Source organism: Sphingomonas sp. So64.6b, assembly GCF_014171475.1.
Classification (GTDB): Bacteria; Pseudomonadota; Alphaproteobacteria; order Sphingomonadales; family Sphingomonadaceae; genus Sphingomonas; species Sphingomonas alpina_A.
Window position 1 is genome coordinate 3,891,763 of record NZ_CP048817.1, and the last position, 26,410, is coordinate 3,918,172.

Annotated in this window: 30 protein-coding genes, 2 tRNA genes and 1 pseudogene; 19 read left to right on the forward strand and 14 right to left on the reverse strand. The window is 65.2% G+C overall.

Annotation, left to right across the window (positions count from 1 at the left end; all coding sequences use genetic code 11):
- The 10 genes from G4G27_RS18535 (at position 1) to G4G27_RS18580 (ending at position 7,128) form a co-directional block, all read left to right on the forward strand.
- The gene (locus tag G4G27_RS18535; RefSeq protein WP_183113898.1) at positions 1-942 is read left to right on the forward strand and encodes a flagellar motor switch protein FliM; all 942 of its coding nucleotides are present in this window, start codon (positions 1-3) and stop codon (positions 940-942) included.
- Entirely contained in the window at positions 939-1,229 is a 291-nt protein-coding gene (gene fliN, locus G4G27_RS18540) for a flagellar motor switch protein FliN (RefSeq protein ID WP_183110006.1), read from the forward strand. Before G4G27_RS18535 ends, fliN begins: the two co-directional genes overlap by 4 nt.
- Positions 1,230-1,235: 6 nt before the next feature.
- On the forward strand, positions 1,236-1,493 hold the full coding sequence (locus G4G27_RS18545; RefSeq protein ID WP_034157876.1) for a flagellar biosynthetic protein FliO: 258 nt from the start codon (positions 1,236-1,238) through the stop codon (positions 1,491-1,493).
- Positions 1,494-1,567: 74 nt separating this feature from the next.
- The gene (gene fliP / locus G4G27_RS18550; protein ID WP_244624731.1) at positions 1,568-2,359 is read left to right on the forward strand and encodes a flagellar type III secretion system pore protein FliP; all 792 of its coding nucleotides are present in this window, start codon (positions 1,568-1,570) and stop codon (positions 2,357-2,359) included.
- A 7-nt stretch (positions 2,360-2,366) separates the two neighbouring features.
- Positions 2,367-2,636, forward strand: coding sequence for a flagellar biosynthesis protein FliQ (gene fliQ, locus G4G27_RS18555; RefSeq protein ID WP_183110008.1), 270 nt, complete (start codon positions 2,367-2,369; stop codon positions 2,634-2,636).
- Between the two features lie 13 nt (positions 2,637-2,649).
- Positions 2,650-3,429 (forward strand): flagellar biosynthetic protein FliR, encoded by a 780-nt coding sequence (gene fliR, locus G4G27_RS18560; RefSeq protein WP_183110009.1) that lies wholly within the window; start codon positions 2,650-2,652, stop codon positions 3,427-3,429.
- Entirely contained in the window at positions 3,429-4,580 is a 1,152-nt protein-coding gene (locus G4G27_RS18565; protein WP_183110010.1) for a flagellar type III secretion system protein FlhB, read from the forward strand. Before fliR ends, G4G27_RS18565 begins: the two co-directional genes overlap by 1 nt.
- Positions 4,581-4,628: 48 nt before the next feature.
- Positions 4,629-6,056 carry a flagellar filament capping protein FliD gene (fliD, locus tag G4G27_RS18570; RefSeq protein ID WP_183110011.1) on the forward strand — a complete coding sequence of 476 codons (1,428 nt, stop codon included), beginning with the start codon at positions 4,629-4,631 and terminating at the stop codon, positions 6,054-6,056.
- Positions 6,056-6,451 (forward strand): flagellar export chaperone FliS, encoded by a 396-nt coding sequence (gene fliS / locus G4G27_RS18575; protein ID WP_183110012.1) that lies wholly within the window; start codon positions 6,056-6,058, stop codon positions 6,449-6,451. The genes fliD and fliS overlap by 1 nt, the downstream gene beginning before the upstream one ends.
- A gap of 89 nt (positions 6,452-6,540) precedes the next feature.
- A complete protein-coding gene (locus tag G4G27_RS18580) occupies positions 6,541-7,128 on the forward strand; it encodes a response regulator (protein WP_183110013.1) in 588 nt (195 codons plus the stop codon).
- Here G4G27_RS18580 and G4G27_RS18585 read toward each other — a convergent pair.
- The 4 genes and pseudogenes from G4G27_RS18585 to argH form a co-directional block, all read right to left on the reverse strand.
- A complete protein-coding gene (locus G4G27_RS18585; protein WP_183110014.1) occupies positions 7,125-7,898 on the reverse strand; it encodes an NAD(P)-dependent oxidoreductase in 774 nt (257 codons plus the stop codon). The genes G4G27_RS18580 and G4G27_RS18585 overlap by 4 nt on opposite strands.
- A complete protein-coding gene (lysA, locus tag G4G27_RS18590) occupies positions 7,895-9,178 on the reverse strand; it encodes a diaminopimelate decarboxylase (RefSeq protein WP_183110015.1) in 1,284 nt (427 codons plus the stop codon). Before lysA ends, G4G27_RS18585 begins: the two co-directional genes overlap by 4 nt.
- An 11-nt stretch (positions 9,179-9,189) precedes the next feature.
- Complete coding sequence (locus tag G4G27_RS18595) at positions 9,190-9,462, reverse strand: hypothetical protein (protein ID WP_183110016.1); 273 nt, start codon at positions 9,460-9,462, stop codon at positions 9,190-9,192.
- Positions 9,459-10,846 (reverse strand): annotated as a pseudogene (gene argH, locus G4G27_RS18600) (argininosuccinate lyase). Before argH ends, G4G27_RS18595 begins: the two are co-directional and overlap by 4 nt.
- A gap of 190 nt (positions 10,847-11,036) precedes the next feature.
- Between argH and G4G27_RS18605 the strand changes: the two are divergent.
- Positions 11,037-11,477 carry a TlpA disulfide reductase family protein gene (locus G4G27_RS18605; protein ID WP_345940653.1) on the forward strand — a complete coding sequence of 147 codons (441 nt, stop codon included), beginning with the start codon at positions 11,037-11,039 and terminating at the stop codon, positions 11,475-11,477.
- A gap of 16 nt (positions 11,478-11,493) precedes the next feature.
- Here G4G27_RS18605 and G4G27_RS18610 read toward each other — a convergent pair.
- Positions 11,494-11,567, reverse strand: a tRNA-Gln gene (locus G4G27_RS18610).
- Positions 11,568-11,767: 200 nt separating this feature from the next.
- Between G4G27_RS18610 and G4G27_RS18615 the strand changes: the two genes are divergently transcribed.
- A complete protein-coding gene (locus tag G4G27_RS18615; RefSeq protein WP_183113899.1) occupies positions 11,768-12,844 on the forward strand; it encodes a Ppx/GppA phosphatase family protein in 1,077 nt (358 codons plus the stop codon).
- Complete coding sequence (locus G4G27_RS18620; protein ID WP_183110018.1) at positions 12,841-13,524, forward strand: RlmE family RNA methyltransferase; 684 nt, start codon at positions 12,841-12,843, stop codon at positions 13,522-13,524. Before G4G27_RS18615 ends, G4G27_RS18620 begins: the two co-directional genes overlap by 4 nt.
- 221 nt (positions 13,525-13,745) lie before the next feature.
- On the opposite strand, the gene rpoZ is transcribed toward G4G27_RS18620, so the two are convergent.
- The gene (gene rpoZ, locus G4G27_RS18625) at positions 13,746-14,090 is read right to left on the reverse strand and encodes a DNA-directed RNA polymerase subunit omega (RefSeq protein ID WP_034156969.1); all 345 of its coding nucleotides are present in this window, start codon (positions 14,088-14,090) and stop codon (positions 13,746-13,748) included.
- Between the two features lie 116 nt (positions 14,091-14,206).
- Between rpoZ and G4G27_RS18630 the strand changes: the two genes are divergently transcribed.
- Positions 14,207-15,385, forward strand: a complete 1,179-nt coding sequence (locus G4G27_RS18630) for a phosphatidylserine/phosphatidylglycerophosphate/cardiolipin synthase family protein (protein WP_183113900.1) — start codon at positions 14,207-14,209, stop codon at positions 15,383-15,385.
- A 44-nt stretch (positions 15,386-15,429) separates the two neighbouring features.
- On the opposite strand, the gene msrB is transcribed toward G4G27_RS18630, so the two are convergent.
- The 5 genes from msrB to G4G27_RS18655 form a co-directional block, all read right to left on the reverse strand.
- Positions 15,430-15,831, reverse strand: a complete 402-nt coding sequence (gene msrB, locus G4G27_RS18635) for a peptide-methionine (R)-S-oxide reductase MsrB (protein WP_183110019.1) — start codon at positions 15,829-15,831, stop codon at positions 15,430-15,432.
- A 26-nt stretch (positions 15,832-15,857) separates the two neighbouring features.
- Positions 15,858-16,967, reverse strand: a complete 1,110-nt coding sequence (locus G4G27_RS18640) for an FAD-dependent monooxygenase (RefSeq protein WP_183110020.1) — start codon at positions 16,965-16,967, stop codon at positions 15,858-15,860.
- Positions 16,946-17,632 (reverse strand): methyltransferase domain-containing protein, encoded by a 687-nt coding sequence (locus tag G4G27_RS18645; RefSeq protein ID WP_183110021.1) that lies wholly within the window; start codon positions 17,630-17,632, stop codon positions 16,946-16,948. Before G4G27_RS18645 ends, G4G27_RS18640 begins: the two co-directional genes overlap by 22 nt.
- Complete coding sequence (locus G4G27_RS18650) at positions 17,629-18,702, reverse strand: type III polyketide synthase (RefSeq protein ID WP_183110022.1); 1,074 nt, start codon at positions 18,700-18,702, stop codon at positions 17,629-17,631. The genes G4G27_RS18645 and G4G27_RS18650 overlap by 4 nt, the downstream gene beginning before the upstream one ends.
- Positions 18,703-18,884: 182 nt before the next feature.
- Positions 18,885-18,971: transfer RNA gene (locus G4G27_RS18655), tRNA-Leu, on the reverse strand.
- 137 nt (positions 18,972-19,108) lie between these two features.
- On the opposite strand from G4G27_RS18655, the gene G4G27_RS18660 reads away from it, so the two are divergent.
- The gene (locus G4G27_RS18660; RefSeq protein ID WP_183110023.1) at positions 19,109-20,494 is read left to right on the forward strand and encodes an MATE family efflux transporter; all 1,386 of its coding nucleotides are present in this window, start codon (positions 19,109-19,111) and stop codon (positions 20,492-20,494) included.
- Here G4G27_RS18660 and G4G27_RS18665 read toward each other — a convergent pair.
- On the reverse strand, positions 20,445-21,200 hold the full coding sequence (locus tag G4G27_RS18665; protein ID WP_183110024.1) for an MJ0042-type zinc finger domain-containing protein: 756 nt from the start codon (positions 21,198-21,200) through the stop codon (positions 20,445-20,447). The genes G4G27_RS18660 and G4G27_RS18665 overlap by 50 nt on opposite strands.
- A 197-nt stretch (positions 21,201-21,397) precedes the next feature.
- Here G4G27_RS18665 and ftsE point away from each other — a divergent pair, with 197 nt between their 5' ends.
- The 4 genes from ftsE to G4G27_RS18685 are packed head-to-tail and all read left to right on the forward strand — an operon-like array spanning position 21,398 to position 24,244.
- Positions 21,398-22,111 (forward strand): cell division ATP-binding protein FtsE, encoded by a 714-nt coding sequence (ftsE, locus tag G4G27_RS18670; protein ID WP_183113901.1) that lies wholly within the window; start codon positions 21,398-21,400, stop codon positions 22,109-22,111.
- Complete coding sequence (locus G4G27_RS18675) at positions 22,108-23,001, forward strand: FtsX-like permease family protein (RefSeq protein WP_183110025.1); 894 nt, start codon at positions 22,108-22,110, stop codon at positions 22,999-23,001. Before ftsE ends, G4G27_RS18675 begins: the two co-directional genes overlap by 4 nt.
- Positions 22,998-23,549, forward strand: coding sequence for a YdcF family protein (locus G4G27_RS18680; protein WP_183110026.1), 552 nt, complete (start codon positions 22,998-23,000; stop codon positions 23,547-23,549). The genes G4G27_RS18675 and G4G27_RS18680 overlap by 4 nt, the downstream gene beginning before the upstream one ends.
- The gene (locus G4G27_RS18685) at positions 23,546-24,244 is read left to right on the forward strand and encodes a lysophospholipid acyltransferase family protein (RefSeq protein ID WP_183110027.1); all 699 of its coding nucleotides are present in this window, start codon (positions 23,546-23,548) and stop codon (positions 24,242-24,244) included. Before G4G27_RS18680 ends, G4G27_RS18685 begins: the two co-directional genes overlap by 4 nt.
- 47 nt (positions 24,245-24,291) lie before the next feature.
- Here G4G27_RS18685 and G4G27_RS18690 read toward each other — a convergent pair whose 3' ends face one another.
- Both G4G27_RS18690 and hisC read right to left on the reverse strand, forming a co-directional pair.
- Positions 24,292-25,200, reverse strand: a complete 909-nt coding sequence (locus tag G4G27_RS18690) for a prephenate/arogenate dehydrogenase family protein (RefSeq protein ID WP_183110028.1) — start codon at positions 25,198-25,200, stop codon at positions 24,292-24,294.
- Positions 25,200-26,303 carry a histidinol-phosphate transaminase gene (gene hisC / locus G4G27_RS18695; RefSeq protein WP_183110029.1) on the reverse strand — a complete coding sequence of 368 codons (1,104 nt, stop codon included), beginning with the start codon at positions 26,301-26,303 and terminating at the stop codon, positions 25,200-25,202. Before hisC ends, G4G27_RS18690 begins: the two co-directional genes overlap by 1 nt.
- Positions 26,304-26,410 lie beyond the last annotated feature (107 nt).

Sequence of the window (26,410 nt, forward strand, 5' to 3'; positions counted from 1 at the left end):
ATGGTTAACGACGCTTCACCAAACGCTCCGGATCGACGGGAACGACCCCGCCAGCAGGCTGAAAATGCCACGCTGGGGGTCGCGAATATCAATCCGTTCGGCGACCTGCACACGCTGCAGCATCTGTCCGCGCGCCTCGCGCGGTCGTTGCGCGGCGTGTTCGAGCCGTTGCTGCGTCGTGAAGTCCGCACCTTTGCCGAACCTCTGGTCGTGCAGCGCTTCGCCGATTACCGTGCTGAGCGTCCTGATGGCCTGACCGCATGGCTGCCGCTCGGCATGACGCCCCCCGCCGGCAATGCGGTCGCGGTGCTCGACGGACGTTTCGTGCTCGAAGTGCTCGACCTGTTCTTCGGCGGCACCGGTTCGACACCGCATGAATTGCCCGCCGAATTCAGCCCGAGCGCCGAGGCGATGATCGCGCGGCTCGGCATGCTGCTCGCGGCCCCGCTCAAGGCAGCCTGGGAGCCATTGGCGCGAATCGAGTTCATGCCCGGTCATGTCGAGGCCAACCCGGCGCTGATTCAGGGCCTGGACGGCGACGACCCGGTCGTGGTGACCCGGTTCGGCATTGCCGCCGGCTCCTCCAAGCCGGTGTTTCTAGATCTTCTCTATCCGGTCGCCGCGCTCAAGCCGCACACTCCGTCACTGACCGGCAAGGTGCACGCCAAGACGGCTGCCCCCGATCCCGCCTGGCGCACCGGTCTGACCCGCGCCGTGATGGGCGTGAAATTCCCGATCCGCTCGGTCCTGGCCGAGCCGATGGTCTCGCTCAACCTGCTGATGGACCTGAAACCCGGCGACGTCATTCCGATCAGTTTCGGCGCGGAAGTGCCGGTGATGGTCGGCGGCGACCGACTCGGCTTCGGCACCGTCGGCACGTCGAACGGCAAGGCCGCGATCAAGCTCAATTCGATCACCCGTGAACTCGAGGATTTCCAATGAACGACATGACCGGCGGATTCCCGGTCGACGCCTCGCTCGCAGCCAATTTCCGGCTGCTGCAGGATGTCGACGTCAAACTGACCGTGGAGATCGGCTCGACTCAGCTGACCCTGCGAGAATTGCTCGCGCTCGGCGAGTCGAGCGTTATCGAGCTTGATCGCCAGGCCAATGAATTGCTCGACGTGTTCGTCAACGGCACGCTGATCGGCCGTGGCGAAGTGGTCACGGTCGGCGATCGTTTCGGCGTGCGCATGACCGAACTGGTTTCCCCTGAGAAGCGGACCTGACCGATCATGATGTGGTCCTATATCCTGAAGCTCGTCGTGCTGCTGCCGCTTGTTTGCGGCCTGATGATCGGCTGCCTCTATCTGTGGCGCAAGCTTGAGTCGCGCATGCCGGGTCAGCCCGCCAACCGCATGCTCAAGGTGCAGGAAACGATGATGATCTCCCCCGGCCTGCGCATGGCGGTGCTCGAATTCGAGGGCCGCAAGCTGCTCGTCTCGGTCGGCCGTGGCGGCGTCAATCTTATCGACAAGATCGAACCAAAATGAGCGCTCCCCAGCTTCGCCGCGTCCGCGAGGACGGCCCGACCCTGTTCCGCGGCACGCCGCCAAAGCGTGCCAGCATGGCCGGCAAGCTGTTGCTGATCATCCTCGGCATCATCGTCGCGCTGGTCATTGCGCATCCCGCGCTTGCTCAAGGGGTGCCGCCGGTAACTCCGCCCGCCACGCCCAATGTCGGCGACGGGATCGATCGCGCGCTCGGCGAACTCGGTGGTGGCGACGCGCCGATGGCGCTGTCGCTGCAAGTCCTCATCATCATGGGCCTGTTGTCGATCCTGCCCGGGATCCTGCTGATGATGACCAGCTTCACGCGGATCATCATCGTGCTGGCGATCCTGCGCCAGGCGCTCGGTCTGCAACAGACCCCGCCAAACCAGGTGCTGATCGGCCTGTCGCTGTTCCTCAGCTTCTTCATCATGGCGCCGGTGATCAGCACGATGAACACCACCGCGATCCAGCCCTATTCGGAAGGAAAGATCGGCGCGACCGAGATGATCAAGACCGCCGGCGTCCCGCTGCATGCGTTCATGGTCAAGCAGACCCGCGTCAAGGACATCACGATGTTCTCGACCATCGCCAAGAGCGGTCCTTATGCCAAGCCGGAGGACGTACCCTTCTCCGTGCTGCTGCCGTCGTTCGTGACCAGCGAATTGAAGACCGCGTTCCAGATCGGCTTCCTGATCTTCCTGCCCTTCATCGTTATCGATCTGGTCGTCGCGACCGTGCTGATGTCGCTCGGCATGATGATGCTGTCGCCGACGATCATCTCCCTGCCTTTCAAGCTGCTGCTGTTCGTGCTCGTCGATGGATGGGCGCTGACGATGGGATCGCTCGCTAACAGTTTCGTGAGTTAGCGGAGCCGTGGACGCGCAATATTTCCTCACCGTCGCCAACGAGACGATGTGGGTGCTGGCACTCGCCGCCGCACCGATCCTGATCCCGGCACTACTCGCCGGCCTGATCCTCGGCATGATCCAGGCGGCGACGTCGATCAACGAGCAGACTCTGTCGTTCGTACCCAAGCTGATCGTCGTCGCGATTTCGATCATGGTGTTCGGCAGCCTGATTCTCGGGCTGCTGAGCGATTTCACGATCGGCATCTTCGAGCGGATTCCGGATCTGGTTCGGTGAGCGTGTCGGACACATGAGCGTCCTGGGCTTCGGCCTCTCGATCGAGCCTCAGCTCTGGGCCCTGGTCTTCGTCATGGTGCGGATCGGTGCGGCGTTCATCGCCGCGCCGGTGTTCGGCGCCGTGTCGGTGCCGGTGACGGTACGCGTCACTTTGTCGGCGGCGATCGGTTTCCTGGTCATTGCTGCCCATCCGATCGTGCCACCCGCCCAAGTCTTTTCCGCCGCGACCGTGCTCGCCATCGCCGCCGAGGCGCTGGTCGGACTCGCCATCGGCTTCGTGCTGCAGATCGCCTTTGCCGCCCCAATGCTCGCCAGCGAAGTGATCGGCATTTCCATGGGCATCGGTTTCGCCAACGCGATCGACCCGCAGAACGGGCGTTCTTCGCCCGCACTCGGCCAGTTCTTCTCGATCATGCTCACCTTGCTGTTCCTGTCGGTCAACGGGCACCTCGTGCTCGTCGAGATGATCGTGAAAAGCTATGATGTGCTGCCGGTCGGCGCCGCGTGGCTCAGCGCGGACAAGCTCAAGGGCATCGCCTTTTTCGGCGGCTACACTTTCCTTGCCGGCCTGCTGCTCGCCTTGCCGGTCGGTTTCCTGCTGCTCTGCCTCAATCTCGTGGTCGGCATGCTGTCGCGCTCCGCTCCCGCGCTCAACCTGTTCGCGGTCGGCCTGCCCGCCAGCCTCGCGGTCGGCGTCATCGCGCTGGCGATCGCCTTCCCGGCGATGGGCGATTACATGCTGGTGATCATCCGCGAAGCGCTCGCCGCAACGCAGAATCTGGTGCTCGGCTGATGGCTGAGGAATTCGGCGACAAGACAGAAGCACCAACCGCCAAGCGCAAACGCGACGCGGTCGAACAAGGCGACATACTCCGCTCACGCGAATTCGCGACCGCGCTGGTGGTGATGGCCGGCTGTGGCTGGCTCGCCATGTTCGGGCCCTCGCTGGTTGCCGCGTGCAAGGCGGTGATGACCTCGAGCTTCCAGTTTGGCCGGGGCGATGTCGATGATTTCGAGCCATTCCGTCCGCTCCTCGCTTCGGGCTGGAAACTTGCGCCGTCGATGATCTCGCTGTTCGTGATCACGCTCGGCGCGGCCATACTCAGCCAGCTTGGACTCGGCTCGCTGCGCTTCAATGGCGGTCTGCTCGCGCCCAAAGGCAGCCGGATCAATCCGGCATCGGGGCTGAAGCGAATCTTCGGCCCGCAAGGCTGGATCGAGCTCGGCAAATCCTTGCTCAAGATCGTGCTGCTCGGATCGATCGGCACCTATATGCTATGGTCGTCGTCGAAGATGATGGTCGGGCTGGTTTCGTCCGATGTCGAGGTCGCGACCGGCGCGCTCGGCGGCACGCTGATGGGCATCTTGTTCGCCATGGCGGCGGGCCTGCTGATCATCGCCGGGATCGACGTACCGATCCAGCTGATCCGCCTGTTGAACAAGCTGCGCATGACCAAGCAAGCGGTCAAGGACGAGCATAAAGAAAGCGAAGGGTCGCCCGAATCCAAGGGCGCGATCCGCCAACGCCAGCGCGACATGATGCGGCGCGGCACGCGCAAGGCCGTCGCCGAGGCGCATGTCGTGCTGACCAACCCGACGCATTTCGCGGTCGCGCTGCGCTACGATCGTGACAATGACCAAGTGCCGGTGGTGGTCGCCAAGGGTCGCGGTGCGATGGCCCTTGCGATCCGCGAGATCGCCGCGGAGAACAAGGTGCCGGTGCTCGAATACCCCGCCATCGCTCGCGCGGTCTATTACACCAGCCGTGAGGGCCAAGAGGTCCGCGACGACCTGTATCTCGCGATCGCGACGATCCTGGCGTTCGTGTTCGGCATCAATGTCGCCGCCGGCGGCAGTGCTCCCGCGATTGCTCCCGCCGTTGCCCCCGCCGTCACTGTGCCACCCACTGCGCGTTTCGACGAAAACGGGGTCAATCAGAGCTAAAGAATCCGCGCCAACGGTCGATCTTAGAGGTGAGCGAAAAGGAATATCATGACCGCATCGATCACATCCACGCTCGGCGCCGGTTCGGGCATCGATATCCCGGCGCTGGTGTCATCGCTGGTCGAGGCGCAATTCGCCAACAAGACCAAGCAGCTCACCGACAAGTCCGAGACGCTGACCAAGCAGATTTCGGGCGTTTCCACCTTGAAGAGCGGGATTACCGGTTTCTCCTCGGCGCTCGCCAGCCTGGTCAAGGGCGGCACGCTGGCGACCGCACCGACCAGCTCCAACACAAATATCCTCAATGTCAGCGGTCTGTCCGGCGCGAAACTTGCCGGCCTCTCGGCAACGCTCGAGGTGCGCCAGCTCGCCGGTGCGCAAGCCGCGACCAGCGCACCGGTCGCCGATCCGATCGCTTCGGCCGGCCTTGGCAGCTTCACCCTGACCTTTGGTACCGCGACCGTCGTCGACGGCGCGATGACCGGCTTTACCGCCGGCGCCACCACCCCCGTCAATATCCCGATCACCGTCGGTAATTCCGGGCTGAACGGCATCGCCCGGTCAATCAACGCCGCCAATGCCGGGGTCACCGCAACGGTGCTGAGCGACGCCAACGGATCGCGGCTGAGCATCAAGGGACCGACCGGCGAGGCCAAGGCGTTCACGCTGACCGCAACCGAGGATCCGGCAGCACCCGGGCTGTCGAGCCTGAATATTGGCCCCGGCAGCGGCACGACGATCGGCACCGTCGCCAAGGATGCGATCGTCGCGGTCGATGGCGTCGCGCTGAAGCGGTCGAGCAACAGCATCAGCGACCTGATCACTGGCGTGAAGATCGACCTGGTCAGCGCGCAGGTCGGCACCATTGTCACGCTCGGTACCAGCGCGCCGACCAGCGCCCTGTCGCAGGCGGTCAGCGATTTCGTCGAGACCTTCAACCAGCTCAATGCGATGATCACCGAACAGATCGATCCGGTCAGCGGCGGGCTGAAAGGCGACACGGCGGCGACCACGCTGCAGCGCTCGCTGCGTCAATTGACTCTGACTCCGCTACTCACCGATGCGGCGGACGGCGTGCCGACGACGCTGGCCGAGATCGGCGTGCGGACCAATCGCGACGGCACGCTGTCGCTCGACACCGCACGGCTCGGCGCGGCGCTGGTCAAATGGCCCGAAGCGGTCGAGGCGATGTTCGCCGACGGCAAGGGCGCAACCGGCAAGGGCATATCGGGGGCGCTGAGCGCGATTTCCGATACCGCGATCAGCACCAAGGTCGGGCTTGGCGCCAGTGCCGCGCGTTATACCAAGGCACAGGCCGATCTGAGCGAGGACCAGGCCGACGTCACCGACGCCGAAGCGACGATGAGCAAGCGCCTGACCGCGCAATATGCCGCGATGGACGCGCGCGTCGCGGCCTATAAATCGACCCTCACCTTCGTCCAGCAACAGGTCGATGCCTGGAACAGCAACAATTGATGTACGCGACCGCACTGGGTCGTGACCCTGAAGCCACTTATCGCCAGATTGACATTGCGGGGCGCACGGCGGAGGCCGATGGGCCGGCGCTGGTACAACTTCTCTATGAGGAGTTGATCCGCGCGCTCGGCGGCGCCGCCTGGGCAGCGGAGAACCGTCAGTTTCGCATGAAGAGCGAGAAAGTCACCCGCGCCACGGCGATCCTCTTCGCGCTCGAAGCGGGTCTCGACTTCGAATCCGGCGGCACCGTCGCTCCGGCGCTTGCCCAGCTTTACGGCAGCGCGCGGCGTACCGTCGTCGAAGCCAGTATCGGCCATGATCCGGCACCGTTCCGCGAGATCGCGGCCAGCCTGTCGGAAATCGCCCAGGCCTGGCGGGAAGCCCGTGCCGCCTGATCGTTATGCCCTGATCGTTTCGGGCGCGTTAACCAAATAATGACCGCCGCTCGATAGGCTCGAACGATCATCAGTGGAACGGGTCGATCATGGAGCTATTCGAACAACCGGCGGCATCACGACACGGCCCGGTGCGCACGATCCTCGCGGTCGATGACAGCCGCACCAATCTCGGCGTGATTGGCCGGCGGCTTTCGCATCTTGGTTACCTCACCGCGCTCAGCGACAATGGTGCCGACGCGCTCGACCTGATCGCGGCGCGCGGCTTCGACCTCGTCCTGCTCGACATGGTCATGCCGCGTATGTCGGGTATTACCGTGCTGCACGAGATTCGCGGCAACCCCGAAACCGCCGACTTGCCGGTGATCATGCTGACCGGCCGCAGCGACCCGGCGGCAGCGGTCCAGGCGCTCGCGGCTGGCGCCGACGATCATGTCGCCAAACCCTTTGCCTTTGATGTCCTTGCCGCGCGCATTGAGCGCACCCTGGCACGCGCACGACGGATCAACGATCTGAAGCGCTCCAACGCCACGCTCGACGCGCGGATCGCCTCGCGTGCGATGGAATTGGGCGAAGCGCGCTCCGAACTCGCCGTAACGCGCGCCGACCGGATGCGTCTGATCGCATCGATCCAGGCGCTCAACGACGAAGTCGAACGGTTGAGCCTGGGCGTCTAACCGGCCAGGGTCAGATCGACCGATAGCCCTTTTCCAGGATCGACCGGCGCGGCATTGCATTCGATCCGCGCCGCATCCGCGCGCGCGCGATCGAGGATCGTGGCCGGGACATCGGCGCGATGATACACCCGATCGGCAAGCGCCAGCACCCTTGCCTGACGCAGCGTGAGATCATCGGCATCGGGCGAGGTCAGAGCGATCTCGACCAGTTCGCTTCGGCTCGCATCATTGCTCGCCCCAATCCACGCATCGACCGCCCCTTCTCCCGCACGAAACGGATCGAGCGCGCCGCCTTCGGCAAACGCGCCGCCCAGCGCACGACGACGATCGCCTGAATCGGGGTAGCGCCGCCGGATCGTCGGGCGACCAGTGAACAGCGCCGTCGCCAATCCGCCCAGCGTCGCGGGCAGCAGAGCCTCAAGCCGTTGACGCAGCGCCGCCGCAAGTCCTGCCGAAGCGCCGCCAGTGCCGATCGCGATCAGCACCGGATCGCGATCGACGATCGCCGGCAAGGTGAAGTCGCACCAGTCGGGCCGGTCGACCGCATTGACCAGGATATGCCGCGCCCTTAGCCGATCGATCGCTGCCCTGGCGTCTTGTTCGTCGTCGATCGCGACGATCGCCAGCACCGCCTCGGCATCCTCGTCGCTGACCACGGCCCCGGCGCGTTCAAGCAGGCGCCGCTTCGCGTCTGCCGCTTCGCCCTTGCCAAGCAGGATCACCGGCCGGCCCGCCAGCCGCACGAACAGCGGCAGGCTGTGCCAGCTCATCCCGCAACCTTATCGGCTTTGAGCCATTCGGGCAGGCGTTCGGCGGCAAGGATCGTCTCGGGCTGGATACGATCGGCGACCACGGCGAAGCGATCGCCATCGACCAATACCTCGGGCACTAGGGCGCGACTATTATAGGTGCTTGCCATCGTCGCGCCATAAGCACCGGCGCTGTGGAACACCGCCAGGTCGCCCGAATGGACCGCATCGATGTCGCGTCCCATTGCGAAAGTGTCGCCGCTTTCGCACACCGGCCCGGCGATATTCGCAATCATGCGCTTGCCGTCGGGCCGCACTGCGGCGAAATCATGCCAGGCATCATAAAGCGCGGGCCGGGCAAGGTCGTTCATCGCGGCATCGACGATGACATAGGGATTGATCGCGCCGGGCTTGACCCAGATCACCTTGGTCAGCAGCACGCCGGCATTGGCGACGATCAGGCGACCGGGTTCGAACATCAGCTCGACGTCCCAGTCCTTCGTCACCCGCGCGACCATCGCGCCATATTCGGCGGCGCTTGGCGGCACATCGCCGTCTTTGTACACTACGCCAAGACCACCGCCGAGATCGACCCGGGTGATGAAATGGCCGAACTTGCGCAATTCGGCGATCAGCGCACCGATCCGCGTATAGGCCGCCTCAAGCGGGGCCAGGTCGAGCAGCTGGCTGCCGATATGGATCGCAATGCCGTGCAGGCTGAGGCCGTCGAGTTCCGCAAGACGGCCATACATTTCCACCGCCTGATCAATCGGCACGCCGAACTTGTTTTCCTTGCGCCCGGTGGAGATCTTGGCGTGCGTGCCGGCATCGACATCGGGATTGACGCGCAGGGTGGCCGGCGCGCGCAGCCCGCGCGCGTGTGCCAGCGCGGCGAGCACTTCGCCCTCTTCCTCAAGTTCGAGATTGAACTGGCCGATCCCGGCATCGAGCGCGGCGGTCATTTCCTCGCGTGTCTTGCCGACGCCCGAAAAGACGATGTCCTTTGCCGGCATGCCCCCGGCGAGCGCGCGCATCATCTCGCCACCCGAGACGACATCGGCGCCATAGCCCTCATTGGCGAGCACGCGCAGTACGGCGAGGTTGGGATTGGCCTTGATTGCATAAGCGAGGTGGATGCGAGTCACGCCCGCACCGGTCAGGCCTTCGCGAAAAGTGCGTGCATGGTGCTGAAACGCGGCGGTCGAATAGACATAGACCGGCGTGCCGACCTTGTCGGCGATGGTCGAGAGCGCCACGCCCTCGGCATGGAGCGCGCCGTTCACCGGCGTAAAATTATCCATCGGTGAAACCGTCAATTGGAGGGGGGAAGGTCGAATTCGTCGCTGCGTCGCTCATCCGAGCTTTTCAGCAAATCGTCGCTGCGTTCGGGCCGCGCCTGGTTGTTCGGCAGCAACAACTGTTTGGCCGTCGGGGTCGCCTTGGCGCCATAAGGTGCGATGGGCAATTTCTTGCCCGGCGCCGGCTCGAGTCCGTCGGACGCGCCGCATCCTGCCAGCGCCAGCGCGATCGGTAGAACAGCGTATTTTGCGGCATGCTTCGCGACGCTTTTCGCAGGATTTGTCATCGCCCATCTCCCTCTCGCGCCGCTGCGATCGCCGCCCGCACGCGCGCCGGTGCGGTGCCGCCAAAGCTCGTCCGGCTGGCAACCGATGCATCGACGCTCAATACGTCATACACGCTCGCGTCAATCCGCGCATCGATCGCCTGCAGATCGGTAATCGATAATCTATCGAGCGCCACGCCCAATTCCTCGGCCCGCTTCACCGCGCTACCGGTGATGTGGTGCGCCTCGCGGAACGGCACGCCGGCTTCGCGCACCAGCCAATCGGCCAGATCGGTCGCGGTCGAAAAACCGGCCTCCGCCACCGCGCGCATGCGATCGGTGCGGAAGGTCGCGCTGTCGACCATGCCGGTCATCGCGGCGATCGACAGTGCGAGCAGGTCGTGCGCCTCGAACACCGGCGGCTTGTCGTCCTGCATGTCCTTCGAATAGGCGAGCGGCAGACCTTTCATGGTGATCATCAGTGCGGTCAGGCAGCCGATGATCCGCCCGGAATGGCCGCGCACCAGTTCGGCCGCGTCGGGATTGCGCTTCTGCGGCATGATCGACGAGCCGGTCGACCATTGATCGGACAGCGAAACGAAGCCGAAGGGTTGCGACGCCCATAGGATGAACTCTTCGGCCAGCCGCGACAGATGCAGTGCGCACTGCGCGGCAGCGGTGAGGTATTCGATCGCGAAGTCGCGGTCGCTGACCCCATCGAGCGAATTGCGCATCGGCCCGTCGAACCCAAGCGCCGCCGCCGTCGCCTCACGGTCGATCGGGAACCCCGTACCCGCCAGCGCTGCCGAACCGAGCGGCGAGCGGTTGAGCCGCGTCCGCGCATCGGCGAAACGGCTGCGGTCGCGCGCAATCATCTCGTGATACGCCATCAAATGATGCCCAAGCGTCACCGGCTGCGCGCTTTGCAAATGGGTAAAGCCGGGCATGACGCTGTCGGCATGCTCCTCGGCACGAGTCAGCAGCGCCTGCTGAAACGCGACCAGCGCCGCGCCGACCTGATCGATCGCGTCGCGCACCCAGAGCCGGAAATCGGTCGCGACCTGATCATTGCGCGAGCGTGCGGTATGCAGCCGGCCGGCGACCGGGCCGATCGCCGCGGCGAGTTTCGCCTCGGTCTGCATATGGCCTCGGTCTGCATATGAATGTCTTCGAGCGTCAGATCCTCGGCCACGCCATTGGCGTCGTAGTCCGCCGCGACCTGGTCGAGTCCGGCGGAAATGATTGCCGCGTCTTCGATCGAAACGATGCCCTGCTTGCCGAGCATCGCGACATGGGCCTTGGATCCAGCCACATCCTGGCGCCACAGCCGCTTGTCGAATGGGATCGAGGCATTTATCTCGCGCATCACTGCTGCCGGGCCCTCGGCAAAACGCCCGCCCCACATCGCATTGGAACCATCAATGTCGCTGCGCTCGACGATCATCTGTCTCCTGAGTATCGGCCTGATGGCCGGCGGCTGCGATAGGCAAGACTCGGCCGCGGAGCAAGCGAACGCCGTAGCGGCAACAAATGCGCAGGCTGAATCGAGCGCTGCGCGACCGGCAATCGATAGCACGAAAGAAGGCGAGAAGGTCGTGGTCGACACGATCGGCACGCTCGATCGCAGCCATAAGGGCGAAACGGCACCCGCCGTGCAATTCCAGACCCCGACCGGCACCACCACCTCGATCGCCGATTTCACCGGCAAGCCGCTGTTGCTCAACTTATGGGCGACCTGGTGCGCCCCGTGCGTCGCCGAAATGCCGACGCTCGATGCGGTCGCCGGGCGGCTGACCGTGATCGCGGTCAGCCAGGATTTGGACGGCGCGGCCAAGGTGACGCCGTTCTTCGCCAAGGCGGGGCTGAAGAATCTCAAACCCTATCTCGACCCGAACGTGGCGCTCAGCACCACTTATCAGGCGAGCCTGCCGACCAGCATATTATATGATTCGTCGGGCAAGGAAGTGTGGCGCATGGTCGGTGGGATGGATTGGACCAGCGAGACCGCGAAGGAATTGCTGGCCGAGGCGAAATAGACCTGCCCGGAAAAGCTGGATGCCCCGTGAGGATTCGAACCTCAATTAACGGAGTCAGAGTCCGTAGTCTTACCTTTAGACGACGGGGCAACAGCGGGCCGCGAGATAGGCGTAGCCCTCCGGGCTGTCAACCGACGCAAAGTCCGTTGAGGGGGCCCACGGTCCGCTCGCTTGCCGCTTCAGCCATGCTGCGCTAGCATCAGGCCAACCACCGAACGGGCGCATCTCGCGCCCGCGACGGGCAGAACAGAATGGTGAGTGTGAACGGCATGGGGGATCAGTCGCCCAGAATGCCGTACCGGCAGGAGAATCCTGCCCGTCCGGCGCCGAGTCCTGGCAGGGAGGCCTCCAAGGCTTCGTCTGGCAAGGGACCCGCGAACAAGGCCCAGGGAAGCCCGCGTGCGCGCTGGCCGGAGGCGCGCCATTATGCCGCGCTCGACCTTGGCACCAATAATTGCCGGCTGCTGATCGCGCGGCCCCAGGGTGACGGCTTTGCCGTGATCGACGCGTTTTCGCGCATCGTGCGGCTCGGCGAAGGCCTCGCCGCGACCGGACGGCTGAGCGATGCGGCGATCGACCGCACGCTGTCCGCACTGAAGGTCTGCGCCGACAAGCTCAAACGCCGCAATGTCGCGCTCGCGCGCTCGGTGGCGACCGAGGCATGCCGGCGCGCCGAGAACGGCCCCGACTTTATCGCACGCGCCTATGCCGAGACGGGCATCCATCTCGACATCATCTCGGCCGAGGAGGAAGCGCGCCTGGCCGTGTTGGGCTGCCATGTGCTGCTCGAGCCCGGCGACGGCCCCGCTTTGATTTTCGACATTGGCGGCGGATCGACCGAGCTGGTGCTGGTCGATACGCGGCCGGTCGTGCCCAAAGTGCTCGACTGGCACAGCGCACCGTGGGGCGTCGTCTCGCTGACCGAGCATGCCGGCCAGGCGGTCGGCGCGGAGGGGCGACTGGCGCTTTATGCACGAATGCGCGCGCTGGTGGCAGAGAGCTTTGCCGGGTTTGCCAGCCGGTTGCCGCGTGATCTCGATGGACCGCGACTGCTTGGCACATCGGGCACGGTGACGACGCTGGCCAGCGTCCATCTCGGCCTGTCGCATTACGACCGGTCGCAGGTCGACGGCCTGATCGTGCCAGCGACATCGATGCGGCGGATCAGCGCCGATCTGTCGCGGATGGACCTGAACGAGCGCGCCACCCTGCCGTGCATCGGCACCGAGCGCGCCGACCTGGTTGTGGCCGGATGCGCGATCCTGGAGACGATCATGGATCTATGGCCGGCCGAACGGCTCGGCGTCGCCGATCGCGGCATTCGCGAAGGCATATTGCGCCGCCTGATGCGGGGAGACCGGTTGTGAGCAAGGATGGGGGCGGCTTGCGCGTCCGGGTCAAGACCGCGCGCAAACGCACGCCGCAATCGACGCGCTGGCTCGAGCGGCAATTGAACGATCCGTACGTCAAGCGCGCCAAGGCCGATGGTTATCGCAGCCGCGCGGCGTACAAGCTGATCGAGCTCGACGAGCGTTTCGGCTTCATCAAGGGCAAAAGGCGCGTCGTCGATCTCGGTATCGCGCCGGGTGGATGGAGCCAGGTGGTCGGGCGGCAGAATCCCAAGGCGGCGATCGTCGGCATCGATCTGTTGCCGGTCGATCCGATCGACAATGTCGTCATCCTGCAAATGGATTTCATGGCCGACGCCGCGCCCGCGAAACTGATCGAAGAACTGGGCGGCGCGCCCGATCTCGTCCTGTCGGATATGGCAGCGAACACAGTCGGCCATCCGCAGACCGATGCGTTGCGTACCATGGCGCTGGTCGAGGCGGGGCTGGCCTTCGCGATCGAGACGCTCGAACCGAACGGCGCGTTCATCGGAAAGGTGTTTGCGGGCGGCGCGGATGCCGCGCTGGTCGCCGAGATGAAGCGCAATTTCGCCACCGTGAAACATGCCAAGCCACCGGCGAGCCGCAAGGGATCGTCGGAATGGTATGTCGTGGCGCAGGGGTTCAAGGGGCGGCGGGACAAGGTCGCAGACGAGTAACGACTATCGGTGTTCGCTCTGCACTTGTCGAAGAGCCTGTTCGAACATCCGATCGCAGATATGGGACACCCTATTGTGTCACGTTTCTGCGCGCCGACGATATGCCACAAAGGGTGTCCCATATCTCTCTGCCCCGCACGGCTTGTCGATGAATCACGCCGGACACAAAAAAGCCCGGGACTTTCGCCCCGGGCTCTTGTTCGCAAGCAACCGATTCGGGCTCAGCCCTCGTAATCGGCGCCCAGATTCTGGTTGCGCGGCGGCGCGGCGGCGGTGAGGCGGAGCGCCTCGGCCGATGCGGCGATGCTGCCGACGGCATCCGCCTCGTCCTCGTCATCGACCTGGACGCGCTGCAGACCCGAAATCACCGCCTCTTCGAGATGCGGCGGCTTGACGGTTTCCTCGGCGATCTCGCGTAGCGCGACGACCGGGTTTTTGTCGCGATCGCGATCGATCGTGAGGTCAGCACCGCCCGAAATCTGGCGTGCACGCTGAGCGGCAAACAGAACCAGATCGAACCGGTTGGAAATCTTGTCGACGCAATCTTCGACAGTGACGCGCGCCATGAATGGCTTTCCTTCGTTACGACGATGAGATGAAGCGCCGCGATCTAGGGTGCGGCCCGCAAAGAGTCAAGGAATCCAGCTTGCCCGCACCGCTTCGTACCGCCATCACCAAACCGATGATCGACCCGCCCGCACAGCCGAGCTTCACCGTGGACGGCAATCGCCTGACCATGCTCGACACAGGACCAAGGCGGATCGAGGCGCTGATCGCGCTGATCGAGCGCGCTCAGCGCACGCTACGGGTACTCTACTACATCTATGTCGACGACGACGCTGGCGCACGGGTCCGTCAGGCGCTGATCGCCGCGGCGGGGCGCGGGGTCGCGGTCTCGCTGATCGTCGACGGACTGGGCAGCGAGCCTGCCGCTCAGCGCCATTTCTTCGAACCGTTCGATGCGGCCGGCGTGACAGTGTGTCGATTCGTGCCGCGCTGGGGCCGTCGCTATCTGCTGCGCAATCACCAGAAGCTCGCGCTGGCCGATGCCGAATTACCGGATCGTGCCCGAGTCATCATCGGCGGTTTCAACATCGAGGACAGTTATTTCGGCACGCCGGCCGAACAGGCGTGGCGCGACCTGGGGCTGCTGGTCGAGGGTCCGGCGGCAACCCGGCTGGCGGGGTATTTCGACGCGCTGTCGCGCTGGGCGAAAAAACCCAAAGGGTCGATGCGCACGCTGCGCCGTATGCTCGACACCTGGAGCGAGCCGCACGGCACCGCGCGCTGGCTGCTCGGCGGACCGACGCGACGGCTGTCGCCCTGGGCGCGGACGGTTAAGCGCGACATGCGGAGTGCCGGGCGCTTCGACCTGATCGCGGGCTATTTCGCGCCCAATCCGGCGATGCTCACCCGGCTCGACCGGATCGGCAAGCGGGGGCGGGTACGCATCGTGCTGCCGTCGAAGAACGATCACGGCGCATCGATCTGGGCGTCGCGCTTCACTTATGCCGGATTGCTGCGCAAGCGCGTGCAGATTTACGAATATCTGACCACCAAGCTGCACACCAAGCTCTTCGTGATCGACAATGTGGTTTATGTCGGGTCGGCCAATTTCGACATCCGCAGCATGTTCCTCAATCTGGAGATCATGCTGCGAATCGACGATCCCGCCTTCGCCGCGCACGCCCGCGCCTATGTCGAGGACGAGATTGCCGAATCGGAGGCGATCACGCCGGCGCTGTACAAACAACGCACCACGCCGTGGCTCAGGGTGAAACAGGCCGCGGCCTATTTCGTGATGGCGGTGCTCGATTATAACGTTACGCGCCGACTGAACTTCGGCCCTGACGGGCATTAGTTCGAGAAGACGGTGCCGGCCCGCTCCCCAGCCAAAAAAATCCGTTAGGTGTCGCTGCGCGGTTTGAAATCGAGGCTGAGCGAATTCATGCAGTAACGCAGGCCGGTCGGCGGCGGGCCATCCGGAAAAACATGGCCGAGATGGCCATCGCATTTCGAACACCGCGCTTCGATCCGCGTCATGCCGTGGCTGACGTCACGATGTTCGGTGACATTCTCCGCAGCGATCGGCTGGGTGAAGCTCGGCCAGCCGGAACCCGAATCATATTTGTCGGCGCTGTCGAACAGCGGTGTCGCGCATCCCGCGCAGCGATACACGCCGTCGGCCTTGTTGTTATTGTAGCGGCCCGAGAAAGCAGGCTCGGTCCCGGCCTCGCGCAGGACATGATATTGCTCGGGCGACAGCTTTTTGCGCCATTCGGCTTCGGACAGGGTCAGATGATCCATCAGCTCAACCTTAATTTAGGGGAAAACTATGCGCCCGCGCGATCATGCCCGATCCGGGTCAATCGCGCGACAATCTCGATCAAAAATGGTGCCGCTCGCGCGATCGGCAAGACCGTACGAGCTATGCGCGGCGATTCGGCACCATCGCGGATCAATCCGGCCACACCAATCGGTCGGAACAGATCGCGTGCCAGCCGCTGCTGGAACACCATCGCGGCGGGCGCGCCACCGGTTGCATAAGCGCCGGCCGCGCGAATCCCGCTGGCAATGGCGATGCCCATACCCTCCCCCGCAAGTGACGGTATGACGCCAGCCTGGTCGCCGAGCCGAAACAGGCCAGCCTCGCCCCGCTGCGCGCGCCAGCCATAGGGGATATTGGCAACGGCATCGATCCCGCCGCCAGCCACCCGCCACGCCAGCCGTTCGCCGAGGCTCGGCAGTTCGCAACCGAGCGCATCAAGCAGCCGTTCGGGATCGCCGGCTTCGGTCAGCCGCGACCGGTGCACCGCCATGCATAGATTGGCCGTCCCATCCTCCTGCAACACGATCCCGGCATAACCGCGATCGAACAAATGGAGCTCGATCGCGTCGCCGATCATCCGATCGAGCGCCGGCGACGGCCCGAGGCGGACGCGCAGACCGAGCGTGGGATCCTTGCCGCGCGCCGATTCGGGGCGGGCGAGCCCGCGAATGTCGTGCTTGCCGCTGGCCAGAAACAGCGCGTCGGCCGCGATCTCCGTACCGTCAGCAAGTCGCGCGGCGCGACTTTCTATCGTCTTGACCGTGACGCCACGCTCGATCGCCGCCCCCGCGGCCTCGGCGCGGGCGAGCAACAGCCTGTCGAGATGACGGCGCGACACGGCATGCGCCCGACGCGGCAGCGACGCTTCAACGACCTTGTCGCCAGCAAGCAACCGGACCCGCGTGACCCGGGCCGGGCCAAGCGCTTGTGGGTCGATGCCGAGGCTGGCGAGCGAATCGAGCGTACGCCAGCTGAGGAAACCGCCGCACAGCGCATCGCCGGTCTCACGCGCACGCTCGACCAACAAATGCGGCAATCCGGCACGCGCCAGGACGATCGCGGCGCTGGCCCCGGCGGGCCCGCCGCCGACGATCAGCGCAGGCGTTCGACGCATAACCTGAACGGGAAGACGCGCTCGACCCGCGCATCGGTGATGCCGGCTTCGGCAAGGAGCGGCGGCCATTCGGCCGGCCGATAGGAGCGTGCGATCGACAGCTGGCCATCGTGCCGCACGATCGGATGCCACCGCGCTAGCGTCGCGAGGATTGGAAAGCCCCAATGCGCGAAACCGTGACGGTGGAGGTCGTTGACCTGCCAGCCCGTCGCCGCCTTCGCCTCCATGAAGCGCAGGAAGTCGATTAGCTGATCGTGCGTCATGTGATGCACGACGAGGCTGCTGATCACGAAGTCCCAGCCCTCCGTATGATCCGCATAATCGCCGGTGATATAGTCGATATCCATGTCATCCGGCGTATGGGCGCGGGCCGCGAGCTCGCTACGCGGATTGAGATCGACCCCGACCAGTTCGGCGGCGATACCGCGCCGCTTCGCCCAGCGCGCGATGCGGCGAAGCATGTCGCCATCGCCGAAACCGACATCGAGCAAGCGGAAGCGCGTCATGCCGCGCGTGCCGCGCCTCAGGAAGTCGAGCGTCGGGCGTGCCGCCATCGTCACGACATTGACCCGCGCGAGATCGCCGACGACATCGGCATAGGCGCCGGCGTCGAGATCCTCGGCATCCATCAGTTCCTCGGCCTGGGCGCGGACAGCGAGGCTCATGTCCCACTCCTGAACCCGAAACCCTCGGCCGCAAGGCCGGGGCCGAAGGCCAGTGCGACGCCATCGGCGACCGGCGGTCCGGCGAGCAACCGGGCGAGCACGAATATCAAGGTCGCCGAAGACATATTGCCATTGTCGGCAAGCACGCCGCGCGATGCGGTGAGCGCCCGCGGTGACAGGTGCAACGCGCCTTCGACCGTGTCGAGGATCGAACGGCCGCCGGCATGAACCGCCCAGCCATCGATCTCGCGCGGATCGCGACCGCCGGTCGCCGCCTGCGCGAAGGCCGGATCCGCAAGGCCCGCAGCGATTCGCGCCGGCACTTCGCCCGACAAATGCATTGCGAAGCCGCGATCGGTGATGTCCCAGCGGATCAGTTCGTCCGAATCGGGCAAGGTGGTCGCAAACGGCTCGCCGATAACGAAGCCGCCCGGCTCGCCGGTGACCAGAGCGGCCGCCGCGCCATCGCCGAACTGAAGCATCGCGAGCAGCGGCTCGATCTCCGCCACATCCTGCAGATGCAGCGTGGAAAGCTCGACGCTCAACACCAGCACGCGCGCGGCAGGGTCGGAGCGGACGATGTGGCGCGCGGTGCGCAACGCCGCGACCGCGGCGTAACAGCCCATGAAACCGATCAGCAGTCGCTCGACCGAGGGTGACAGGCCGATCCGCCGCGCGATGATCTGATCGATGCCGGGCGCGACGAAGCCGGTGCAGCTGGCCACGACGAAATGGGTGATCTCGTCGAGTTTTGCGTGAGCGCCCAGCGCTTCGATCGCGGCGATGCCGAGCGCGGGGGCGGCGTCGGCATAGAGCACCATCCGCGCTGCCGTGCCGGGCTGGGCCGCATCGGCATAGAAGCCGCCCGCATCGACCGGCGATCCGCCCTCCCCGGTCGGCGGCAGGATCGACCAGCGATGCTCGATCGCCGAGCGTACGGCCATGCGATCGAACAGCTTCGCGACGCGCGGATCGGTCAGCCGCTCGCGTGCCCAGCCGATGAAAGCATGATGGATATCATGGTCCGGAACCGCGGTGCCGATCGCATTGAGATACACGGAAACGGGCAAGGACACAGGCAGGGACAAGGGCGGGGGCGGCTTTCAGCAGCGCGGCCATGTGCCGTGCATGAGTTGCATAACGCTACTGTAAGCTGCGTGTTCAATCGCGGCAATGGCGCGACAGATCGCCGCGTCGGGCGATCGCTCCCCCGGCGCCGATCGGCGCGGGGTGCTGTTGCGATTTCAGAGAGTGGTGCGGCCGAGAAGACTCGAACTTCCACGGGCTTTCGCCCACAACGACCTCAACGTTGCGCGTCTACCAGTTCCGCCACGGCCGCACGTGAAACACCACCGGACAAGCCCCGGCAGCTGGTAGGGGAGCGCCCCTAGCAAGCACTTCGACAGATAGCAACCGGGGAACGCATCGCGCGCACCGCCCTTCCCCCGCCACCCTGCGCGCTATAGCAGGGCCGCCATGTCGAGCCCTGCGCCCTTCACGATCCGATCGGAGACGCGGCGCATCCTCGCACTGGCCTGGCCGGTCGCGCTGACCAGCCTGAACTGGACGATCCTGCACGTCACCGACGTCGTCGTGGTCGGTCTGGTCAGCACCGATGAGGTCGCCGCCTTGGGCGCGAGCCGATCGCTGACCTTCGTGACGATCGTCGCCGGGCTCGCCTGGCTGTCCGGCGTGCTGGTCTTCGTGTCGCGCGCTGATGGAGCCGGCGATTTGAAACGCACCGGCGTGGTGTTGCGCGAAGGCCTGGCGCTTGCCCTGGTGCTGGGCATTTTCAGCGCAATCATGCTGAGCCTGTTCGCGGGGCCGATGCTGACCGGCATGGGCGTCGCCGATGCGCTGGTCGATCCCGCGGCGCGCGTCGTGCGCGTGATGGCCCTGTCCTACCCATTCCAGATGATAATCGTCGCGGCGAGCTTCTTCCTTGAGGGTGTCAGCCGCCCGCGCCGGGTGATGACCGTCAATCTGACCATGTTGCCGTTCAACGCGCTGCTCGCCTGGGCGATGTCGGGTGGGCATCTCGGTTTTCCGGTAATGGGCGCGGTGGGCGCGGCGATGGCCACGGCGATCGCCTCGGCCGCCGGTGCTGCAGGGATGATCGGCGCGGTATGGACCCTGCCGCGTGCCGCCGCGCGCGGCATACACGGCGTCTCGCGCGCGGCATGGCGCGGCGTGCCGGCCGGCGCGGCACGCCTGGCGCTGTTCGGCATCGTGCCGGCAGTGGCATCGGGGCTCGAACTGGTCGGCTTCTCTATTCTGATCGCGCTGTCGACACAATTGGGCGACGTCACCGCACACGCCTTCCAGATCGTCTTCTCGATCCACAATGTCACCTTCGGCGTTGCCCTGGGCCTCGGATCCGCCGCCGGCGTGCGCGTCGGCAATGCGGTCGGTGAGGGCGATGCGGTGCAGGCGATCCCGCGCACGCTGATTGCGGTCGTCATCGCCGCCCTGCTGACCGGCCTGCTCGCGATCATATTGATCGTCGCGCGGGGCCCGCTCGTGGCGGCGTTCCCGGCGGTCGCCGAGGTCCATCTGCTCGCGCTGGCGATGCTGACGATATGGGCGCCGTTCATTCTGTTCGACGGTGTGCAGGTCGTGCTGGTCTATGCGCTACGCTCGCTCGGCGATCAGGTCGTCGCCGGGGTCAACAGCGTCATTGCCTTTTTCCTGGTGACGGGCGGCGCTGGCTGGTGGCTGGTCCATCACGGTGCCGGACCGATCGGCCTGGTCTATGCTTCAGGACTGGGCATGGTCGCCGCCACCATTTTGCACGGCATACGTTTCTGGATGATCAGCGTGGCGTTGCGCCGGAAAAACTCAGCACCAGTTCCTTCGAATTGACCGGCACGTCGAGCTTGGCGCTGTTGAATTCGATCGAACCGCGTGGCGGCAACACCGTCGCGTCGGGCCGGATCGTCCAATTATAGACCAGCCTCCCCTGCGGGTCGCGCAGTTCGGCGCGGATATCGGGTACCGATTGGCGTGTGTCGGTCGGGTTGACCACCTTGCCGCTGACCGCAAACAACTGGCTGCCGCTGAGCAGGTCGCGGCGATCGGGTTTGTTGGCGACCAGTCGGAGCGGTGTCTCCGCCTCGGCTAGCGGGATGCCGAGCCGCGCGATGAGGCCCGGCGCATCGGCAAAGAGCAAGACGCCGATACCGATCAGCATGGCGATTCCGGCGCCCAGCGCGATTGCCGTCCATCGCCGTGCAGGGTTGCGCCGCGGGCGGAACGGCGCGCGGTGCGCGAAGGCATCGTAATCATCGTCGTCACCCGCATAAGCCGGGTCGGGCGCCATCTGTGGTGGAGGTGGCGACGGCGCGTAAACCTGGGCGGGCGCGCCCGACGGTTGGGGAGACGGTTTGGGAGAGGGCTCGGTGACCGACGGTTGCGGTTCCGCCTCGGCGCGGGCGACCAGATCGAGCACCGTACCCGGCTGAAACCAGCTATGCTTGCAGCTGGCACAGCGCACCGTTCGTCCGTCGGCCCCGATCGCCGAATCGGGAACAAGGTATCGGGTACGGCATTCGGGGCATTCGAGGATCATGGCTGGACGCTTTACGGCCGCCGGATGACACCCGGCTGGTGACCCAAAACTAAACACCTGATGACCCGCCGTGGCAAGTCTTCTGGGACAAGTCCTGCTCTTCGGGGCGAGCTCTGCGCACCATGCTTGATGCCCCGGGTGCGAACGTGCGATGGCGGGACGGGGCAAATCAAAGAGTGAGCGGGCGTGCGCCGGTAATGGCCAATATCGTGCAGTTCGAAAATGTGGGGCTGCGCTACGGCACGGGCCAGGAAACGCTGTCCGACGTCAGCTTCACGCTGTCGAGCGGCTCCTTTTATTTCCTCACCGGCGCATCGGGCGCGGGCAAGACGTCATTGCTCAAGCTGCTCTATCTCGCGCAGCGCCCGACACGCGGGCTGATCAGGCTGTTCGGCGAGGATGCGGTAACACTGCCGCGCAAGCGACTGCCGGGCTTTCGCCGGCGCATTGGCGTGGTGTTCCAGGACTTCCGCCTGCTCCCGCATCTGTCGGCTTATGACAATATCGCGCTTCCCTTGCGTGTATCGGGCGTGCCGGAGAGCGATGTCGAGGCCCCGGTGCGCGAGATGCTCGCCTGGGTTGGGCTGTCCGATCGGGTCGAAGCCAAGCCGCGCACCATGTCGGGCGGCGAACAGCAGCGGGTCGCAATCGCGCGCGCGGTGATCGGACGCCCGGAAATCCTCGTCGCCGATGAACCGACCGGTAACGTCGACCCCGATATGGCCGAGCGGCTGCTGCACCTGTTCGAATCGCTCAACCGGCTCGGCACCACTGTGGTGGTCGCGACGCACGACTTCCATCTGCTCGGGCGGATCCCCGGCGCGCATATGATGCGGCTGGATAGCGGCCGCCTGCTCGACCCGACCGGCTCATTGCGCTTCCCGCCGGTCGCCACCGAGGACGAAACGTGAGTGTCCGTCTGATCCCCTCGGCCGCCGATCGCCGCCTGCTCGACGAAAGCCGGGGCACGCGCGCGATGATGTGGATCATGGCGATCATGCTGTTCCTGACCGTGCTGGCCGGCGCGCTCGGCCTGGGCACGCGGTCGGCCGCCAATCTGCTCGACCGCCAGCTTGCCGGACGGCTGACGGTGCAGATCGTCGAGCCGGTCGAGCGCAGCCGCGACGCACAGGCCGCCGCGGCGATCGCTACGCTGCGCGGCTTGCCCGAAGTGAGCAAGGCGACGCTGGTCGATCGTGCCGAACTGGCGTCATTGCTTCGTCCGTGGCTCGGTCCGGACGGGGCCGACCCCGATCTGCCGATCCCCGCGATGATCGATGTCGATCTCGGCAGCAGCGGCGACGCGGCGGTCGCGCGAGTCACCGCGGCAGTGCAGGCAACGGCGCCGGCGGCGCGGATCGATCGCCACGAAAGCTGGATGTCGCCGATCAGCAATTTCATGACGATGGTCACAGGGCTCGCCGCGGCGCTGGTGCTGTTGATGGCGGCAGCGACCGCGGCAGTGGTCATTCTTGCCGCGCGCTCAGGGCTCGAAACACACCGCGACACGATCCAGGTGTTGCACATGCTGGGATCGACCGATGTCCAGGTCGCCCGGCTGTTCCAGCGGCGCATTGCACTCGACACGTTGTTCGGTGGCGTCATCGGTACGATGCTGGCCTGCGGCATGGTCGGGCTGATCGGCATACGGCTTGGCGCGCTCGGCTCCGATCTGCTTAGCGGACTGACGCTCGATCCAGGCGACTGGATGCTGCTCGCTTTATTGCCATTTGCCTTCGCGCTGCTCGCGACCTTCGCGGCGCGGACCGCCGTGCTCGGCGTGTTGAGGAAAGTGCTGTGATCTGGCGCACATTATGCGTCGCGGCGATCCTGTGGCTGCTCGGCTTCGCGCTGTTCATGCTCGCATTGCCCAAGCCGCTCGACGATGTGATGACCGATGCGATCGTTGTGCCGACCGGCGGCGCGGGACGGATCGACCGCGGCCTGGTGCTGCTCAAGGCCAAGGCCGCCAAGCGGATGCTGATCACCGGCGTCGCGCCCGAGGTACGGCCGGTCGAGCTGGCCGTCGCGTACAAGAGTTCCCTCAAGCTGTTTGAATGCTGCATCGACCTGGGTCACGAGGCGGTCGATACGCGTTCCAATGCTGAGGAGACCGCACGTTGGGTGCGCGAGCACCAATACAAATCGGTACGGCTGGTGACGTCAGACTGGCACGTCGCACGCGCGCAGCTCGAACTGGTCTATGCCCTAGGCGACGATGTGACGGTGGTCGGTGACGGCGTGCCGAGCAATCCGCGCTTCGCACTGCTCATCGCCGAATATAACAAGCTGTTGCTGCGTCGTGTGGCGCTCTGGCTAGGGGTTCTCGGGATCGGAATCGGACAATGAACGGCCTGCGTACCCTGTTGTTCAAGCTGGTTTTCTACACCGTATCGGTGCCGATCGTGATGGTCACGCCGATCAGCGCCCTGTTCGGGCGTCAGGCGATCATCCGCAACACGCATTTCTGGACCCGCTTTCATCACTGGGCGACGCGCAACATCCTGGGCATCAACCAGCATATCGAAGGCACCCAGTTCAGTGACGGCCCGGTAATCTACGCTGCCAAGCATCAGGCGATGTATGAAACGCTTGAGCTCGGGCGGATGCTCAAGACGCCGGCGATCGTGATGAAGCAGGAACTGGCGAGCATTCCCGTGTGGGGGTGGGCAGCGCGACGTTATGGCGTCATCGTGGTCGATCGCGAGGCATCTGCAGGCGCGCTGCGTCGGATGCTGCGCGAGGCACGGGTCGCACTGGCCGAGGGGCGGTCGATCCTGATCTTTCCCGAAGGCACACGCGTGGCACCAGGCGAACAGCCGCCCTTGCGCGCAGGATTTGCCGGGCTCTACCAGATGCTCAAAATTCCGGTCGTGCCGATCGCGATCGATTCCGGGCTGGTCTGGCCCAAACACGGCCCGAAAAAGCCGGGCGTGGTCACTTTCCGCTTCGGCAACATAATCCCGCCGGGACTCCCCCGCGCCGAGGCCGAAGCGCGGGTCCATGCCGCGATCAATGCGCTGGATGTACCGAAGGCTGAGTAGATCGCTGATGGGTTTGACTCCGGTGATGTCCGTCATCCGGGTTGAAATCAGTCGTGGCTGCGTCCGAAATCGGGTGCGGGATCGTCCTGGCCCTGTTCGATGATGCCGCGCCGGATTGCCCGGGTGCGTTCGAAATGGTCGAACAGTTCGTCGCCCTTGCCGAGCCGGATCGCGCGCTGGAGCGCGGTCAGATCCTCGGAGAAGCGCTGCAGCATATCGAGCACCGCTTCGCGGTTGGACAGGAACACGTCGCGCCACATCGTCGGGTCTGACGCCGCGATGCGCGTGAAGTCGCGGAAACCACCGGCGGAATATTTGATCACCTCCGACTGAGTCACTTCCTCCAGGTCCGAGGCGGTGCCGACGATGGTATAAGCGATGAGATGCGGCAAATGGCTGGTCACCGCGAGTACGCGGTCATGATGATCGGGTGCCATCAATTCGATATCTGCGCCGAGCCGACGCCAGAATTCGGCGACACGTTCGACTGCGACCGGATCGGCGCCTTCGGCTGGCGTAATGATGCACCAGCGCTTGTGGAACAGCGTGGCGAAGCCCGCCTCGGGACCGCTACGCTCGGTGCCGGCGACAGGATGGGCCGGAATGATCGTCGCGCCGGGCAAAGCCTCACCGAGCGCGCGCGCAACCTCCGCCTTGCACGACCCGACATCGCTGACGATCGCATCGGCGGGCAGATCGGCGGCGAAGTCGGCAGCCGCAGCGCCCATCGCACCGACCGGCACGCACAGGATCACCAGGTCGGCATCGATCACCGCCGCGCCGGCAGTATCGGCGATATCGTCGCACAATTGCAGCGCATCCGCAGTCGCGCGCACCGCCGGATCGGCGTCATGGCCGGTCAGCCGCACCGTCGGCATGGTCTGACGCACCGCGCGCGCGATCGACGAGCCGATCAGCCCGAGCCCGATGATCGTGACACGTGCGAAGGGCAGCATCAGGCGACCGTTTCGACCAGCTGGCGCAGCGCCGCGGCGACGCCGCGCGTCTCCTCCTCGGTGCCGATGGTGATGCGCAGGCCGTGTGGGAGGCCCTGTCCGGGCAGCCAGCGCACGATATAGCCCGCGTCCATCAGCCCCTTATACGCGGCTTCGGCGGTCAGCGTTCCTTCGAACAGAACCAGGATGAAATTGGCCTTGGACGGCACGGCGCGTAAGCCCGCATTGCCGAGCGACGCGATCTGATCGGCGAACCACGCGCGCCAGGTCGCGTTATGCGACCGGGTATGTTCAACAAAATCAGTATCGCCGATCGCCGCGACCGCCGCATGCTGACCCGCAATGGTGATGTTGAAGGGCAGGCGGATCCGGTGCAGCGCCTCGACGATCTCCGCCGAGGCATAACCCCAGCCGATCCGTTCGGCAGCAAGGCCGTGGATCTTGGAAAAGGTGCGCGTCACCAGCACGTTGGGCGCATCGATCGCCAGCGCCATGCTCCCGTCGTCGTCCTCGGGCGCGAGATATTCGGCATAGGCCTGGTCGATCACCAGCAGGACATCGGCGGGTAGCTCGGCATGGAGCCGCGCGATCTCGCTCGCCGGCGAATAGGTGCCAGTCGGGTTGTTGGGGTTGGCGATATAAACGATCCGGGTGCGATCGGTGACACAGGCGAGAATCGCGTCGACATCGGTCGCATAATCCTTGTCAGGTGCGATCACCGGCACCGCACCAACGCGCCGCGCGGCGATTTCGTAGACCGAGAAGCCGTAGTGGACGAAGATCACTTCGTCGCCCGGCCCCGCGAAAGCGCCGGCCGCGAGATGGAGGATTTCGTCCGAACCATTGCCATAGATCACGCGCTGCGGATCAAGGCCGTGTTTCTCCGCCAGCGCTTCGCGCACGATCGCACCGCTGGCATCCGGGTAACGCGCGAGCGAGGTCTTGGCCGCGGCGAAGGCCTCGCTTGCCTTGGGCGAGGTGCCGAGCGGATTCTCATTCGACGAGAGCTTCGCGACCTTGCGGCCGTCATCGGTGGTCGAGCGGCCAGGAATATATGGCGCGATTGCCATGATCCAGGGTTTGGGCGTGGGTTTAACGGTCATGGCGCGCGGCATAACGCGTGGCCGCGAATTGACAAGGATTGGCGGCTGTTTGCCCCGAGCGACCGGGAAGCCGATTTGGATATTCTCGCGATTCCGTCATGCTGAAC